Below are 16,155 nucleotides of genomic sequence, written 5' to 3'. Positions count from 1 at the left end.
CATAAGTCAATATTTTTTTAAAAACTTTTGATGGGGAAGAATGAAATCTCCCCCATCACTTGTTAAAAACTGATTGTATTCCCCAAGTCCTTCAATTCCCGACCCGTTTCGTCGTAAAATGTCACGGCGCCTTCTCTTTCTGTAAGAGTAAGAATGGCATAGCTTTTCACATTGCGGACTCTCGGAAGACGAATGCTGCCCGGATTAATCAAAAGCTTGCCCCGAAGCACTTCACTCCCGGCAATATGTGAGTGGCCGAAGCAGACGATATCCGCCCCAAGCTCTTCCGCCCGGTAAAAAACAGTTAAAAGTGACTGTTTAATGCCATGAAGATGCCCGTGAACGGCCAGAATTTTCTTTGAGCCGGCGTCCAGAAGGAGTTCATCCTGAAACCCGCCGCCAAAGTCGCAATTGCCTTTTACCGTGTGATACGGCGTGAGCGCCAGATGTGCGGCGTCAAGCTCTGAATCACCGCAATGAATCATCAGATCCGCTTCGTCTTCGTGCCGCTTTGCAATCGTCTCCAGCTCGTCTTCAAGGCCGTGACTGTCACTTATTATCAGCACTTTCATTGCATACGCTCCCCCTTATGAATCAAGCAGCTTTGACAGTTTCTTGAGCGCCTCAGCCCTGTGGCTGATTTTGTTTTTCTCAGCGCTTGTCAGCTGGGCCATGGTTTTATCTTTATCTTTTACAATAAAAATGGGATCATAGCCGAACCCGTTATCTCCTTCGGGTCCTTCCGCAATATACCCTTCAACATGACCTTCGACCGTTTTTGTTTCCTGCCCCGGCATGCTGACGGCAAGGGCGCAGCGGAAACGGGCCGTGCGCTGCTCTTTTTCGATGCCTTTTAATTCTGACAGCACCTTGTCCATATTCGCCTTATCATCTTTTGCTTCTCCGGCATAACGGGCTGAATAAACGCCCGGTCTGCCTCCAAGGTTGTCCACTGATAAACCGGAGTCGTCTGCAATGACCATTTTGTTGACGGCTTTTGCCACGGCTTCCGCTTTTAAGATGGCGTTTTCTTCAAAGGTATGTCCGGTTTCCTCAATTTCTTCCGTAAATCCGATTTCCGCCAAAGAAGAGACGCTGTAGCCTTTCGGTTCGAGTATTTCCTTGAATTCTTTCACTTTTCCCTGATTGTGTGTCGCAATAATGGCTTCTTTCACGGTGATCAGGCCTCTCTTTCTTATTTCAGTTCAGGCAATGTTTCTCCGAGCACTTCTTTTTGCTTTTGAATAAGCGTCTGGATTCCTTTTTCGGCAAGGCTTAACAGTCCGTTTAAATCTTCACGGGAGAATGTGGCTTCTTCGCCCGTCCCTTGAAGCTCTACAAAACGTCCGCTTCCCGTCATGATGATATTCATGTCGACTTCAGCCGCCGAATCCTCTTCATAATTCAGATCCAAAAGAAGGCCTTCTTCTTTATCCATCCCGACAGAAATGGCCGCGAGATAATCTGTCACGGGAGAGGTTTTGATAACGCCGCTTTTTACGAGTTTGCCGGTCGCAATGGCCATTGCCAAGAATGCGCCCGTAATGGAAGCCGTTCTTGTTCCGCCGTCAGCTTGAATGACGTCACAGTCGATCCAGATCGTCCGTTCGCCGAGCTTCTCCAAATCAACGACGGCCCGGAGCGCGCGCCCGATCAGCCGCTGAATTTCCATCGTTCTGCCGGAGACCTTTCCTTTTGAAGATTCTCTTATCGTTCTTTGATTCGTCGCGCGGGGAAGCATGCTGTATTCCGCTGTGATCCAGCCTTTTCCTCCGCCGCGTAAAAATGGCGGCACCCGGTCTTCCACAGATGCATTACAGATGACCTTTGTATTTCCCGCTGTAATTAAAACAGAGCCTTCCGGGTGAGTGATAAAATCCAAATCAAATGTGATAGGGCGCAGCTCATCGTGCTGTCTTCCGTCGTGTCTCATATTTTACCTCCGATTATATGTACATAAACCTTTTGTTCCGGATTGTGAATAAAGAAAGAGGCAGCCGGAACGCTAACCTCTTTTTTACTAGTATATCAAAAATCGCAAATTAAAAACTACCCGTATTCACTTGTGCCGGCCTCGAAACAGGTTTTGAAAGGGATTCTCCTTTTTCATTCACCAGTTCTGATTTTCCGTTTACTTTTATAGAAACACTTTTAATCGACGGCTGTTCGGTTAACGTGAGAACGATGCTGTCCAGTACGCCCGATGACACCATTTTTGTTTTTTCGTCGGCGCTTCCGTAAATAGAGCTGTTAAAGTCCAGTGTAACCTGGCCGTCTTTCACTTTCGGCTTGCTGAGAAGCTTAACATCGTTATTAAAGTCCGTCAAAAGCCCGCTTGCTTTGCCCGGTCCGTCGGTGAGCTGTTCAACGGCAGCGGTGATGTCATTTGTTTCCGAATTGTCAATCCGCTTTGTAACAGGCACGTAGTATTCGCTTGTCTCTGTTTCCGCCAGATAATATACAGTCAGCGGATGGGTGTCTGTCAGATCATTCACTCCGGCCGTTTCAATATTAATCCCGTCTTTTCTGCTTAAGTCGCCCGTAATCGGCGTGCCGCCCACCGGCATTTCTTTCAATTCGTGCCCGTTGATTCTGATTTTGACTTTATCTATTGAGCTGAATTGGGTAAGCGTCCATGTAATCGATTGCAGGATTTTTTGTTCGTCTTCTTTTTTATAGTTTTTAAATTCCTTCGAAAAATCAGCGACGGCAGTGCCGTCTTTTTTAATATCGACATTTACCGTCGTATCCGCAGGGAGCACCGCTCTGAAGCCGTTCGGCAGGATTTCTGATACAGGCCCTCCCTGAACCAAGTACTCAAGGGCCTGCTTTGCGGTTCCCTCACTGTTCGGAAGAGGCAGTGTCTGTGCTGCGACATAGCCGTTTTTATCAATCAGATACAGCTCTCGCATGACTGTATTGGCCGGCTGGTCGGCTTTAGAAGTGCCGTTTTTCTCTGACTGCTTTGGTTTTGCCTGAATTCCCGCTTCATCCTTTACATATGAAATGTCTTGAGGCGGGTCAATTTCCCCGGCTGTTTTATCGGATTGAAACAAACCGCATCCAGATAACACAAAAGCCGAAGTAAGACATGTTGCAGCAATGACTGCAGGTCCTTTTTTCAGCATACTTTTCCCTCCTAAGGCTGTTTGTACTATGATGTATACGAGCCCTGTCCGGGAAATAGACCGGGAAGCGCAAAAAAACCCGCTGTAAACAGCGGGTTTTTTGATTTATTTTCTGACCGGCTCTTGAAGGGAGATGCACTCGACATGGCCGATTTCGTGGCCGAACCAGTCTTCGGCAATTTTTGCGAAGCCGTTCCGCTCTCCCGTTGTAAGAAATTGATGCTCCGGTGCATGTTTCGATTGGTTTAACAAACCTTTATAAGACAAGATGGTGCTCACTTCTCTCGCCGTCTCGTCTCCGGAGGAAATGATTTTCACATGCTCTCCCATATAATTCTGAATCGGGTCTTTTAAAATCGGATAATGCGTACATCCTAAAATCAAGGTGTCAATTGATGTACCTTTTAAAGGTTCAAGCGATGCTTCAACCGCTTCCTCCGCTGATTCCTGAAGAAACCGTCCGCTTTCCACAAACGGCACGAGCAGCGGACAAGCCGTGTTCTCAACTTGAAGTTCTGCGTTTAACCCGAGCAGCGCCTGCTCATATGCTCTGCTTTTAATGGTATTGACCGTGCCGATGACGCCGATATGCTGGTTTTTCGTGACCTTTATCGCCGTTCTCGCACCCGGCTGAATGACGCCGACAACCGGAATATCCGTTTTGCGCTGAATATCCTCCAAGGCAATGGCCGTGGCCGTATTACAGGCGATCACGAGCATTTTGATATGGTGATTTTCCAGCAGGTAATCGGTCATTTCCCACGTGTATTGAAGAACTTCTTCTTCAGGACGCGGGCCGTACGGGCAGCGTTTTGTATCTCCCACATAGATGATATTTTCCTTCGGTAGCTGTCTCATGATTTCCTTAGCAACGGTTAACCCGCCAACCCCGGAATCAATGACTCCTATCGGCTGTTCCAACAAAATCGCCTCATTTTCTTTTCATTTCATGCTGCAGTTTCAATAATGATTTTTCGAAAGCGGCTGTTTCTTCTTCGGAAAATGTCGCAAACATATCCCGCAAATAAGCCTGTCTTTTCAAAATCACTTCTTGGATAATGCGCTCTCCTTCAGCGAGAAGATGAATTCTGACGACCCGTCTGTCAGCCGGGTCTTTGACCCGCTCGACAAGCTTATTTTTTTCCATGCGGTCTATCAGATCCGTCGTCGTGCTGCAAGCCAAATACATTTTGCCTGATAATTCGCCTATTGTCATATCCCCCAATTCATAAAGCCATTGAAGCCCCACGAATTGCGGCGGTGTAATTGCATATTGGTTAAGGATTTCTCTTCCTTTTTGTTTAATGATCGCAGCGATATGGCGGAGTGATTTTTCGATATCCGCAACATGCTCTACAGATTTTGATGTCATTTGTCCATCCCTCACTCAAGGATCTTTCTGGGCTATGCGCTCCGTGTCTATTTTCCTTCTTTTTTTAAGAAAATGCAAGACTGACGGAGAAAAAGGAAAAACCGGGATTTTCACCGCATGCCCATCAGCCCGGGGCCAACGCAAATAACCGGCTCCTTCTCGAAAAGAAGGAAAACCGGCAAGAATCAGAGCTCTAGCTCACCCATTCTAAGAAGCTCGACAACAGCTTGCGAACGCCCTTTCACACCTAACTTCTGCATGGCATTTGAAATGTGATTCCGTACAGTTTTTTCACTGATAAATAGCTCGCTTGCAATTTCCTTTGTTGTCTTGTCTTGAACGAGCAATTCGAATACTTCTCTTTCTCTTTTGGTCAGCAGCGGCTTTGATTGAAAATCTTTCTCCTTCAAGTATTGTAACCCTCCTTGCTAAGGTGAGAGCGAATCTGAAACGAATGGGTTTATATAGTCAAGATATCATATGTAAAGGGCGCTTCGGAGGTGACGTCTCTTAGAGAAATAGTTATCCGTTCAGGCGAGCAGAATGCCTTTCTCCCGCTCCGTCCAGCTGACCGCTTTGCCGCTTTTCTTCGACACTTGAACCATAACGACGGAACCTGTAAAGCACGGCAGGCCCGACTCATTTTCTCCAAGGTAATGAAGGGTGACGGACGCATTTCCGGCAGCGCTTGCTTTCACATAAATCCGCAGATTTTCATACGGCATCACCTGACGCATATAGTCGCACTGCTGGCTTGCGACGACCGTCATCGTTTCCGAGTTTTGCGCCGTTATGCCCCGCTGTTTAAAATAAGCGATCCGTGCTTCTTCAAAATAGATGAAAGGGGTTACATTATTCATATGGCCGAACATATCCGTTTCTGAAAAACGAACCGATACTTCAGTAAAGAAAGAAAACGACTGTCTCCATTCTTCAAACGGAATATCAATATATTGCGGTTGTTTCATCATCTTCAGCTCCTTATAAAAAAACCTCTCCCGTGCGGAAGAGGCTCTTTTTCTCTTTCTTATACTCTGTCGCTTCCGAAGAAATTACGGAATGCTTGTAAATTGGTATCTCTGTTCAAAGCAGCGATTGAAGTCGTAAGCGGAATGCCTTTCGGGCAGGATTGCACACAGTTTTGTGAATTCCCGCAATCTCCGAGACCGCCGTCTGTCATTAACGCTTCTAAACGTTCTGCTTTGTTCATCGCGCCCGTCGGATGGGCGTTAAACAGACGGACTTGCGACATCGGGGCAGGCCCCATGAATTTCGACTTGCTGTTGACGTTCGGGCAGGCTTCGAGGCAGACGCCGCATGTCATGCATTTAGACAATTCATATGCCCACTGGCGGCGTTTTTCCGGCATTCTCGGCCCCGGCCCCAAATCGTAAGTTCCGTCAATCGGCACCCATGCTTTCACTTTTTTCAGTGAATCAAACATTCTGCTGCGGTCAACCTGAAGGTCACGGACAACCGGGAATGTTTTCATCGGCTTCAGACGGATCGGCTGTTCCAGCTTATCAATCAGCGCCGTACACGACTGGCGCGGTCTCCCGTTGATGACCATGGAGCAGGCGCCGCATACTTCTTCAAGACAGTTCATGTCCCATGCGACCGGAGTGGTTTTCTCTCCTTTTGCATTCACGGGATTTCTGCGGATTTCCATCAGGGCGGAAATCACGTTCAGATTCGGGCGGTAATTGATTTCGAATTCTTCATCGTATGGCGCGCTTTCGGGCGTATCCTGACGTGTAATGATAAACCGTATCTTTTTCTCACTCATGATTATTTCGCCACCTTCTTCTTCGAGTAGTCGCGTTTACGGGGCGCAATCAGTGATACATCGACATCCTGATATTCAAATTCCGGAGCTTCAAACGGACCGGCATGTTTAGCCATCGTCGTTTTGAGCCACTCATCGTCATTTCTTTCAGGGAAATCCGGTTTATAGTGCGCTCCCCGGCTTTCATTTCGGTTATATGCGCCGAGCGTGATGACTCTGGCAAGCTGAAGCATATTGGAGAACTGGCGGGTGAACATCGCCCCTTGGTTGCTCCATTTTGTCGTATCGTTGATATTGATTTTCTTAAAGCGTTCCATCAGCTCTTGGATTTTGTCATCCGTTTTCAAAAGCTTGTCGTTGTGGCGGACCACCGTGACGTTGGCCGTCATCCATTCTCCGAGCTCACGGTGAAGCACGTAGGCATTTTCGTCGCCGTCCATCTTCATGATATCGGCCCATTTTTCTTCTTCTTTTTTCACATAGGAATCAAATAATGAAGAAGACAGGTCTTCCGCTGATGTTTCAAGTCCGGAAACATATTTCACCGCATTCGGTCCGGCCACCATTCCTCCGTAGATGGCGGAAAGCAGAGAGTTCGCCCCTAAACGGTTTCCACCGTGCATTGAATAATCACATTCACCCGCTGCGAACAGTCCGCGGATGCTTGTCATCTGATCATAATCAACCCACAGTCCGCCCATTGAATAGTGAACGGCAGGGAAAATTTTCATCGGAAGCTTGCGCGGATCATCGCCCATGAATTTTTCATAGATCTCGATAATGCCGCCAAGCTTAACGTCAAGCTCTTTCGGATCTTTGTGCGACAGATCGAGATACACCATGTTTTCTCCGTTGATGCCGAGTTTCTGATTCACGCACACGTCAAAGATTTCACGTGTCGCAATATCCCGCGGCACGAGGTTTCCGTAAGCCGGATATTTTTCCTCGAGGAAGTACCAAGGTTTTCCGTCTTTGTACGTCCAGACTCTTCCGCCCTCGCCGCGCGCCGATTCACTCATCAGACGCAGTTTATCGTCCCCCGGGATTGCTGTCGGGTGAATTTGGATAAATTCGCCGTTTGCATAATAAGCGCCCTGCTGATAGACGATTGATGCGGCAGATCCCGTGTTGATCATGCTGTTTGTTGATTTTCCGAATACGATTCCGGGTCCTCCCGTCGCCATAATAACGGCGTCAGAACGGAATGACTCGATTTGCATATTGGTCAGATTTTGGGCTACGATACCGCGGCACGTGCGCTCATCGTCAAGAACGGCGCCGAGGAATTCCCAGCCTTCGTATTTTGTGACGAGACCCGCCACTTCATATCTGCGCACCTGCTCGTCCAGTGCGTAAAGAAGCTGCTGACCCGTCGTCGCTCCCGCGTAAGCGGTTCTGTGATGCTGTGTACCCCCGAAACGGCGGAAGTCCAAGAGCCCTTCCGGCGTTCTGTTAAACATAACCCCCATGCGGTCCAATAAGTGGATAATGGACGGCGCCGCTTCACACATCGCTTTTACAGGAGGCTGGTTTGCCAAAAAGTCGCCTCCGTATACCGTGTCATCAAAATGCTCAAACGGAGAGTCTCCTTCCCCTTTTGTGTTGACAGCTCCGTTTATCCCGCCCTGCGCGCAGACCGAGTGAGAGCGTTTGACAGGAACGATGGAAAACAATTTCACGGCCGTGCCTGATTCCGCTGCTTTAATTGTCGCCATGAGGCCGGCTAGACCCCCGCCGACTACGATAATGCTTGATTGACTCATGATAGCCCCTCTCCCTCTAGTAATCTAGTTCTCTTACACAAACGCAAAAATCGCTTTTAAACCTACGTATGAAAGCGCTAAAAATATAATCAGCGTCACGTAAGTCGAAATTCTTTGAGAACGCGGCGTAACCGTGATCCCCCATGTGACCGCAAAAGACCATAAGCCGTTTGAAAAGTGGAAAATGACCGATAAAACGCCTACAATGTAAAAACCGAGCATAAACGGCGAGCTCAGAATATTCGCCATCATATCGAAGTTGACTTCAGCGCCCATCTGCGCGGCAATCCGCGTCTGCCACACATGCCAGCTGACGAAAATAAGGGTGAGAATACCAGTGACACGCTGAAGCACAAACATCCAGTTTCTGAAATAACTGTAGTGGCCAGCGTTGTTTTTCGCAGTAAATGCTATGTACACACCGTAAACCGCATGATAAATTAAAGGTAAGAAAATAATAAAAATTTCTAACGCATACCTGAACGGCAGACTGTCCATAAAGCCGGCCGCCTTGTTAAACGCATCCGCTCCCCTTGCGGCAAATTGGTTGACGACTAAATGCTGGATCAAAAAGATGCCGACCGGAATAACACCGAGCAAGGAATGCAATCTTCGAAAATAAAACTCTCTGTTCCCAGACATTACTTTACCCCCTGTTTGATTTAAGTGCGAAATGTACTAAAATCTCTGCCCCCACTTCGTTTCAATTGTAAGCACTTTATTAAAATTTATTGACAATTTCATTTTACTCCTCCCTCAAAAGGGCGTCAAGAAAACGTGTACATAAATTATAATTTTCGGAATTGATTATCTCGAGGGAAAATTTTATTTTCCTGCGATATCTTTCTCACATTTTTTCGCGTGTTTTATAGGATCATCCTGTAATCCTCCCCCCTGTTTAAGCTATAATAAACGAAGGAGAGAGGGGAATACATAATATGAAGAATAATTATGAAGCAGCTTTAGAACCTTTAACTGAACTCGACGTCAGCGCATACGGCTACGAATTAATCCGGGAAATCGTGCTTCCGGATATCCTCGGCCCGGATCATTCATCGATGATGTATTGGGCGGGAAAACGCCTCGCCCGCAAATTCCCTCTTCAATCGTGGGAAGAAATCCCCGCCTTTTTTGAAAAAGCCGGATGGGGAACTTTGACAAACGCAGGATCAAAAAAACAAGAATTGGAATTTGAACTGGAAGGACCGCTCGTGTCCAGCAGGCTCAAACATCAGAAAGAGCCTTGTTTCCAGCTTGAAGCCGGTTTTATAGCCGAACAGATTCAATTGATGAACGATCAGATTGCAGAATCTTATGAACAGGTAAAAAAGAGAGCGGATAAAGTCGTCCTGACCGTAAAATGGGATATGAAGGACCCTGTATAATTGAAAAAAGGCGGTGACTCCAAGTCCCGCCTTTTTGCCTGCCCGTTTATACGGCAGACGGCTGTTTAGAAAGCTCAAACGCGTCATGAAGCGCTTCGACCGCTTTCACCATATCATTTTCGCTGACAACCGCTGATACTTTTATTTCGGATGTGCTTACCATTTTGACTTGTACATTTTTTTCCGCCAGTACGGCAAACATGTCCGCGGCGACGCCGGGATTTGAAACCATGCCCGACCCGACAATGGAGACTTTCGCCAGTTTTCTTTCGGTTTCAATTTTTTCATAGTCAAGCGCGTTTTTATATTCTTCAAGCACGGCGACCGTTTGCGCGGCATCTTCCGTTTTCACCGAGAAAGAAATATCCGCTTCCCCATCGTCCGACTGTGTCTGAATAATGATGTCAACGTTGATGTTTCGTTTTGCCAGCGCGGTGAAGATTGTTGAAAGTGTTGTCAGTCCGCTTGCAAGGCCCGTAACGGACACCCTCGTGATCTGGTCTTCAAATGCAATTCCTCTGACGATTAAATTCTGCTCCATTGATGATTCCTCCTCAATTAATGTTCCGGCTTCATGCTCCGTGCTTGACCGCACTTCTAAAGGCACTTGGTAGTTTTTCGCGAACTCAACCGCCCGCGGGTGAAGAACACCCGCTCCGAGATTTGCAAGTTCCAGCATTTCATCATAAGAAATCCCCGCCAGTTTTCTCGCTGACCGGACATACCGCGGATCTGTCGTAAATACGCCCGGAACATCTGTATAAATGTCACATTTATCCGCATCCAGCGCTGCTGCAAGAGCGACCGCCGTCGTATCGGAACCGCCTCGTCCGAGCGTCGTGATGCCGCCGTCTTCCGTTACGCCCTGAAAACCGGCAACGACTGTAATTTTGCCTTCTGCAAGCTGCGAACGAATCGCCGTGATATCAATATCCGTAATTCTCGCATTGCCGTGAACGGCTTCCGTGCGGACACCCGCCTGCCAGCCCGTATAAGAGACGGCGTCATATCCTTTTTCCTGAAGCGCCATGGCCAAAAGCGAAATCGTGACCTGCTCCCCCGTAGACAAAAGCATATCCATCTCGCGCCTGCTTGGTTCAGATGTGATTTCAGCCGCGAGGTTAACGAGCGCGTCGGTTGATTTTCCCATTGCCGAAACGACGACTACGACATCATGGCCTTTTTGCTTTTCAGCAATGGCGCGATTTGCGGCATTTTGAATTTTTTCGGCAGAGCCGACGGAAGTGCCTCCGAATTTTTGTACGATAAGACCCATACTAGACCACCCTTTACATTTTGGTTCGTGCGGGTGAGGAGAAAAGAGCGTTTTGTCCACAATAAAAAAAGCAATGAGAGGAATAGCTCTCATTGCTTTTTCATATCAGTACGATTGATTATGAACAACGAGATAGCCCTCCAAGAAAATGAATTCTTGACAGCCTTACATTTATTTAATGCAAGGCCAGCAAATCACACCGATGGGATGTGATACACTTCGGCGACGCTCCCCTTTCAGCCTTTTTCGCAGAATCCATCATTCTCCAAAGGCTTACTATTGAAGTTCGCACCTCTATCTTCACCATATAACACGATCTTATGAAATTAGTTCACATTCTAGCAGATTTTTCAGGAAAGCACAATACTATTTTTTTAATTTTTCAAACAGCAGCTGGGCCGCCGCGGCCGGGACACCGGCTTTTTTGATATCGTCAAGGCTTGCTTCCTTCATCTTTTTGACAGATCCGAAATGTTTTAAGAGCATTTTTTTGCGTTTTTCGCCGATTCCGGGGATATCATCCAGAACGGATTGAAAGACGCTTTTTCCCCGGATCTGTCTGTGAAAGCTGATCGCAAAACGGTGAACTTCGTCCTGAATGCGCTGAAGCAGGTAAAACTCTTGGCTGTTCCGCTCCAGAAACACCGGTTCAAGCGGGTCGCCGATCAACAGGTTCGATGTCCGGTGTTTATCATCTTTCGCCAATCCCGCTACCGGGACATCAAGGCCGAGTTCATTCTCGAGCACGTCGCGCGCCGCGTTAATCTGCCCTTTTCCGCCGTCAATGATGATTAAATCCGGCAGCGGAAGGTTTTCGCGGAGCACCCTCGTGTATCTTCTTCTGACGACTTCCCTCATTGAGCCGTAATCATCAGGCCCTGTTACGGTTTTAATTTTATATTTGCGGTATTCCTTTTTATTCGGTTTTCCGTCTATAAAGACAATCATGGCCGATACGGGGTTTGTGCCTTGAATATTGGAGTTGTCAAACGCTTCAATCCGATGCGGCGTGTAAATATTCAGTGCGTCGCCAAGCCGTTCGGCTGCACCGATTGACCGTTCCTCATCCCGCTCGATTAACGAGAATTTTTCCCGCAGGGCGATTTTCGCATTTTTGTGCGCAAGCAAAAGCAGCTCTTTTTTCGGGCCTTTTTTCGGCTGATGCACGGCGGTTTCCAACAGCTCGCTGATCATGTCCCTGTCAACGCTGTCAGGCACCAGAATTTCCTTAGGCAGAAAGTGATTGTTTTTGGAATAGAACTGGCCGATGAAGGTCAGAAACTCTTCATCCGCTTCCTGATACATCGGAAACATGCTGACATCGCGTTCGATCAGTTTTCCTTGGCGTATAAAAAAGACTTGGACGCACATCCAGCCTTTATCGTAGGCATATGCAAACACATCGCGGTCCAGAAGGTCATTCATGGTCATTTTCTGCTTCTCCATCGTCGATTCAATGTGAGCAAGCTGGTCGCGGAATTCTTTAGCCCGTTCAAATTCAAGCTTTTCGGCCGCTTCTGCCATTTTCGCTTCAAGCTCTTTTTTGATTTCGTTATGCCCTCCCTTTAAAAAACGGGTGATGTCTTCAACAATCTCCCGGTTTGTCTCCTCAGATATATCCTTTACACATGGGGCGAGGCATTGTCCGAGATGATAATAAAGACAGACGCGGTCCGGAAGCTTTGAGCATTTCCTGAGCGGGTAAAGGCGGTCCAGCAGTTTTTTCGTTTCCCGCGCCGCCTGCACATTCGGATACGGGCCGAAATAGCGTCCTTTGTCTTTTTTGACATTCCGGGTGACAATCAGCCGAGGATGGCGTTCATGGGTGATTTTAATAAAAGGATAGGTTTTATCATCTTTCAGCATGACATTGTATTTCGGATCGTATTTTTTAATCAGATTCATTTCCAAAATAAGCGCTTCAAGATTGGAGGAAGTCACGATATATTCAAAGTCCTCAATCTCCGTCACAAGCCGTTGGGTTTTTGCGTCGTGAGAACCGGTGAAATAAGACCGCACCCTGTTTTTCAAGACTTTCGCTTTCCCCACGTAGATGACTGTTTTTTGACGGTCTTTCATTAAATAACAGCCCGGCTGATCGGGAAGGAGGGCCAGCTTTTCTTTCAGTTGTTTATTCATACGTTACCCTTCCTTACATTCATTTCTCGTGTCCATTCAGTGTATCACGAACATTTGTTTTTCTCCATTCTCAGCTTTTGGAAGATCAAAAAAGGCGATTCCCTTTCAAAGGAATCGCCCTGCCGTAACGGAAGCTTTCGGCTTACAGATGTTTGTTTACAAGCTCTTCAAGAGCTTCTTTCGGTTTGAAGCCGACAGATGTTTCAACGACTTCTCCGTCTTTTAGCACGAGAAGTGTCGGGATGCTCATGACGCCGTATTTACCGGCAGTTTCTTGGTTTTCATCCACGTCGATTTTGACGATTTTCAGTTTGTCTCCCATTTCTTGATCAAGCTCTTCAAGAACGGGCGCGATCATTTTACAAGGTCCGCACCAAGGAGCCCAGAAATCAGCCAATACGACACCTTCACTTGTTTCAGCTGAGAACGATTGATCAGTTGCTTTTACGATAGCCATTTGTTATTCCTCCAATTGTCAAATGATGATTTTTAGTATAGCATCTCCCATTCGTTCATGCTAATTTAATGCTTATATTATTTTCTCCCGAACCCGCCGGAAATAATCTTATTTATACAGTGTATTATAACCGGGCGGCGGGCGTTCAAAACTTAAGATGGATCCGCAGGCAGCGTGATTAATACAATCGCCATCGGAGGAAGCTCCGCCTCAAGTTTTCCTCCCTTTTGAGCAAACCCGGAAAACGGCTTCGGTTTGACGTTTTCCGGACTGCTGAATGTATTGTGGGCATTCATTTTTTCCGCGTGCAGAATCGTTCCCGAAGGCGTCCCTGTCTTTTTCATGCCCCGCAGTTCAATCTTCACGTCAGCTTTGTGCAGATGATCGATATTGCAAATGCTGATATGTATGTCTCCGTTTTGCTGTTTGGACGCTGAAATGCTGACTTGCGGGAGCCGGCCGTCATTCCATTCGTACCCGGCTGCATTAGTTTCTGCCGCCAAAAGAGATGCGTCCTGGTGCACCTTAAACATATCAAACACATGATACGTCGGCGTCAACAGCATTTCTTTCCCTTCTGTCAGGATCATTGCCTGAAGCACGTTGACGGTTTGCGCGATATTGGCCATCTGTACGCGGTCTGCGTGCTGATGAAAAATGTGAAAATGCGCGGCGGCGACAAGGGCGTCGCGGATCGTATTCTGCTGATACAGAAAGCCCGGATTCGTGCCCGGCTCAGGGTCAAGCCACGTGCCCCATTCATCAATGATCAGCCCGACTCTTTTTTCGGGATCGTACTGATCCATGATGGCGCTGTGCCTTGTGATCAATTCATCCATATGCGCCGCTTTTTTCATCGTGATGAACCATTCATCTTCCGTAAACTCCGTCGCTGATCCTTTCCCCTTCCAGAAGTCGCCCGGTATTGTGTAATAATGCAGGCTCAGCCCGTCCATGAGATCCGCGGCTTTTTTCATTAAAGTTTCAGTCCAGCGGTAATCGTCGACATTCGCGCCGCCGGCAATTTTATAGATTTCATTACCGCTGTAATTGCGGACATAGGTTTGGAAGTTTCGGTAAAGGTCGGCATAATACTCAGGATGCATGTTTCCGCCGCAGCCCCAGTTCTCATTTCCTATTCCGAAATATTTCAGCTTCCATGGTTTTTCCCGCCCGTTTTCTTTTCTCCAGTCGGACATCGGCGTGCCCGCTTCAAACGTCATGTATTCAATCCAATCAGCCATTTCTTTAACCGTTCCGCTGCCGACGTTTCCGGCGATGTACGGTTCGCATCCGAGCAGTTCACAAAGCATCATAAACTCGTGCGTGCCGAATTCATTGGAATCAATCGTCCCGCCCCAATGGGTATTCAGCATTGTTTTTCGTTTCCCTACGCCGTTTGCCCAATGATATTCATCAGCAAAACAGCCGCCCGGCCATCTGAGGACGGGAATCTGAAGCTGCTTGAGGGCGGCGGCGACATCCGTCCTGACCCCTCCGGTATTCGGAATATCGGAATCTTTTCCGACCCAGATGCCCTCATATATGCCTCTTCCCAGGTGTTCCGCGAAATGTCCGTATATGTTTTTATTAATGGTTCCCCGTGTGATATCAGTTTGAATGACTGCCGTATTGTGAGACAAACTTGATCATTCCTTCCCCTTAATAAGAATGAAAGCACTACAGCCGATCTATCTGGGATGTATGCTGTATGGATAAGTTTGTAAGCGCTTTACAAAAGCTTATTACATTGGTTCGTACATGTCAATCTGTTGTTTTATTAATCTATAATTTGTACGAATCAATTAACGCAAACCAAAACCCTCTGACAAATAAGCCAGAGGGTTTTGATTATGAATGAATATTGGCATTTTTAAATTCCTGGGTCAGAAGCGGAACCACTTCGAACAAATCGCCGACAATTCCGTAGTCCGCTATTTTAAATATTTCCGCTTCCGGGTCTTTGTTAATGGCAACGATGACCTTACTGTTTGACATGCCCGCCAAGTGCTGAATCGCTCCGGAAATGCCGCAGGCTATATACAAATCCGGCGTGACGACTTTTCCCGTCTGGCCGATTTGAAGAGAATAGTCGCAGTAGTCCGCGTCACACGCGCCGCGCGAAGCGCCCACCGCTGCTCCGAGCACCTCGGCAAGTTCTTTTAACGGTTCAAATCCATCTTTGCTTTTTACACCGCGGCCGCCTGCTACGATAATTTTCGCTTCTGATAAATCCACGCCGTCCGCCGTTTTTTTGACTACTTCTTCAATGACCGTCCGCAAATCTGCCGGAGGCGCCGCAAGCTCTTCAATATCACCCGTCCGGTTCGCGTCTTTTTCTAATGCCTGAATATTATTCGGACGAATTGTCGCCAGAATGAAAGGATCGGTTGAAATCACCTGTTCAAAGGCTTTGCCGGAATAGATCGGTCTTGTAAAAACGATGTTATCTCCGGTAACGCTTACATCCGTGCTGTCTGAAATCAGCCCCGTTTCAAACCGGGCCGCAAGCTTAGGTGACAAATCTTTTCCCATAGAAGTGTGGCCGAAAATGACCGCATCAGGCTTTTCATTTTCAATCAAATCCCCGAGAACCGCGGCATATCCGTCCGCCGTATACTGAGAAAGCCCCGGCGAATCGGCCGTAAATACTTTGTCGGCGCCGTACTGAATGAGTTCTGATGCTGCATCAGCCGCGCCCTTTCCCATCAGCACGCCGATGACAACTCCTCCGCCGGAAATGGTTTTGCCTGCGGCTATGGCTTCAAAGGTGACGTTCCGTAAGGCGCCGTCACGAATTTCTCCGAGTACGATCACTTTTTTTCCCATTCTGACATCCCCCAGTTTCT

The 16,155-nt window shown here is 47.5% G+C and carries 17 protein-coding genes and 1 riboswitch; of the genes, 1 reads left to right on the top strand and 16 read right to left on the bottom strand.

The genetic code is table 11. The annotated features are described in order from the left end of the window. Positions 1 to 62: 62 nt before the first annotated feature. From G9F48_RS11225 to sdhC, 11 genes are all read right to left on the bottom strand, one after another. Complete coding sequence (locus G9F48_RS11225) at positions 63 to 572, bottom strand: YfcE family phosphodiesterase (protein ID WP_165409497.1); 510 nt, start codon at positions 570 to 572, stop codon at positions 63 to 65. 15 nt (positions 573 to 587) lie between these two features. Beyond that, complete coding sequence (locus G9F48_RS11220) at positions 588 to 1,184, bottom strand: XTP/dITP diphosphatase (RefSeq protein ID WP_087920775.1); 597 nt, start codon at positions 1,182 to 1,184, stop codon at positions 588 to 590. An 11-nt stretch (positions 1,185 to 1,195) separates the two neighbouring features. Then, positions 1,196 to 1,933: a ribonuclease PH gene (gene rph, locus G9F48_RS11215; RefSeq protein ID WP_003152583.1), complete on the bottom strand. Its 738-nt coding sequence runs from the start codon at positions 1,931 to 1,933 to the stop codon at positions 1,196 to 1,198. 109 nt (positions 1,934 to 2,042) lie between these two features. Beyond that, positions 2,043 to 3,128 carry a GerMN domain-containing protein gene (locus G9F48_RS11210; RefSeq protein WP_003152582.1) on the bottom strand — a complete coding sequence of 362 codons (1,086 nt, stop codon included), beginning with the start codon at positions 3,126 to 3,128 and terminating at the stop codon, positions 2,043 to 2,045. A gap of 105 nt (positions 3,129 to 3,233) precedes the next feature. Next, positions 3,234 to 4,052, bottom strand: coding sequence for a glutamate racemase (gene racE, locus G9F48_RS11205; protein WP_012118125.1), 819 nt, complete (start codon positions 4,050 to 4,052; stop codon positions 3,234 to 3,236). Positions 4,053 to 4,059: 7 nt separating this feature from the next. Beyond that, the gene (locus G9F48_RS11200; protein WP_003152580.1) at positions 4,060 to 4,500 is read right to left on the bottom strand and encodes a MarR family winged helix-turn-helix transcriptional regulator; all 441 of its coding nucleotides are present in this window, start codon (positions 4,498 to 4,500) and stop codon (positions 4,060 to 4,062) included. Between the two features lie 185 nt (positions 4,501 to 4,685). Continuing rightward, positions 4,686 to 4,910 (bottom strand): spore germination transcription factor GerE, encoded by a 225-nt coding sequence (gene gerE / locus G9F48_RS11195; RefSeq protein ID WP_003152579.1) that lies wholly within the window; start codon positions 4,908 to 4,910, stop codon positions 4,686 to 4,688. A 120-nt stretch (positions 4,911 to 5,030) separates the two neighbouring features. Continuing rightward, complete coding sequence (locus tag G9F48_RS11190; RefSeq protein WP_012118126.1) at positions 5,031 to 5,468, bottom strand: acyl-CoA thioesterase; 438 nt, start codon at positions 5,466 to 5,468, stop codon at positions 5,031 to 5,033. A gap of 59 nt (positions 5,469 to 5,527) precedes the next feature. After that, on the bottom strand, positions 5,528 to 6,286 hold the full coding sequence (gene sdhB / locus G9F48_RS11185; RefSeq protein ID WP_003152575.1) for a succinate dehydrogenase iron-sulfur subunit: 759 nt from the start codon (positions 6,284 to 6,286) through the stop codon (positions 5,528 to 5,530). A gap of 2 nt (positions 6,287 to 6,288) precedes the next feature. Further along, positions 6,289 to 8,049, bottom strand: a complete 1,761-nt coding sequence (gene sdhA / locus G9F48_RS11180; RefSeq protein WP_003152573.1) for a succinate dehydrogenase flavoprotein subunit — start codon at positions 8,047 to 8,049, stop codon at positions 6,289 to 6,291. 33 nt (positions 8,050 to 8,082) lie between these two features. Beyond that, a complete protein-coding gene (gene sdhC, locus G9F48_RS11175; protein ID WP_003152571.1) occupies positions 8,083 to 8,691 on the bottom strand; it encodes a succinate dehydrogenase cytochrome B558 in 609 nt (202 codons plus the stop codon). 296 nt (positions 8,692 to 8,987) lie between these two features. Here sdhC and G9F48_RS11170 point away from each other — a divergent pair, with 296 nt between their 5' ends. Then, positions 8,988 to 9,434: a YslB family protein gene (locus G9F48_RS11170; RefSeq protein WP_003152568.1), complete on the top strand. Its 447-nt coding sequence runs from the start codon at positions 8,988 to 8,990 to the stop codon at positions 9,432 to 9,434. 46 nt (positions 9,435 to 9,480) lie between these two features. On the opposite strand, the gene G9F48_RS11165 is transcribed toward G9F48_RS11170, so the two are convergent. The 5 genes from G9F48_RS11165 to G9F48_RS11145 form a co-directional block, all read right to left on the bottom strand. Further along, positions 9,481 to 10,710 carry an aspartate kinase gene (locus G9F48_RS11165; RefSeq protein ID WP_017418306.1) on the bottom strand — a complete coding sequence of 410 codons (1,230 nt, stop codon included), beginning with the start codon at positions 10,708 to 10,710 and terminating at the stop codon, positions 9,481 to 9,483. Between the two features lie 125 nt (positions 10,711 to 10,835). Then, a riboswitch (Lysine riboswitch) is annotated at positions 10,836 to 11,015 on the bottom strand. Positions 11,016 to 11,076: 61 nt separating this feature from the next. Next, positions 11,077 to 12,849 carry an excinuclease ABC subunit UvrC gene (gene uvrC / locus G9F48_RS11160; RefSeq protein WP_071391533.1) on the bottom strand — a complete coding sequence of 591 codons (1,773 nt, stop codon included), beginning with the start codon at positions 12,847 to 12,849 and terminating at the stop codon, positions 11,077 to 11,079. A gap of 142 nt (positions 12,850 to 12,991) precedes the next feature. After that, positions 12,992 to 13,306 (bottom strand): thioredoxin, encoded by a 315-nt coding sequence (trxA, locus tag G9F48_RS11155; protein WP_003152560.1) that lies wholly within the window; start codon positions 13,304 to 13,306, stop codon positions 12,992 to 12,994. 152 nt (positions 13,307 to 13,458) lie between these two features. Then, the gene (locus tag G9F48_RS11150; protein WP_165409496.1) at positions 13,459 to 14,949 is read right to left on the bottom strand and encodes an alpha-N-arabinofuranosidase; all 1,491 of its coding nucleotides are present in this window, start codon (positions 14,947 to 14,949) and stop codon (positions 13,459 to 13,461) included. Between the two features lie 208 nt (positions 14,950 to 15,157). Beyond that, the gene (locus tag G9F48_RS11145; protein ID WP_165409495.1) at positions 15,158 to 16,135 is read right to left on the bottom strand and encodes an electron transfer flavoprotein subunit alpha/FixB family protein; all 978 of its coding nucleotides are present in this window, start codon (positions 16,133 to 16,135) and stop codon (positions 15,158 to 15,160) included. Between the last annotated feature and the right edge of the window lie 20 nt (positions 16,136 to 16,155).

The sequence above is a fragment of the Bacillus sp. EKM420B genome (assembly GCF_011065565.1).
Lineage (GTDB): Bacteria > Bacillota > Bacilli > Bacillales > Bacillaceae > Bacillus > Bacillus velezensis.
The sequence above is the reverse complement of the archived record's forward strand: the minus strand, read 5'-3'. Positions and strand labels throughout refer to the sequence as shown.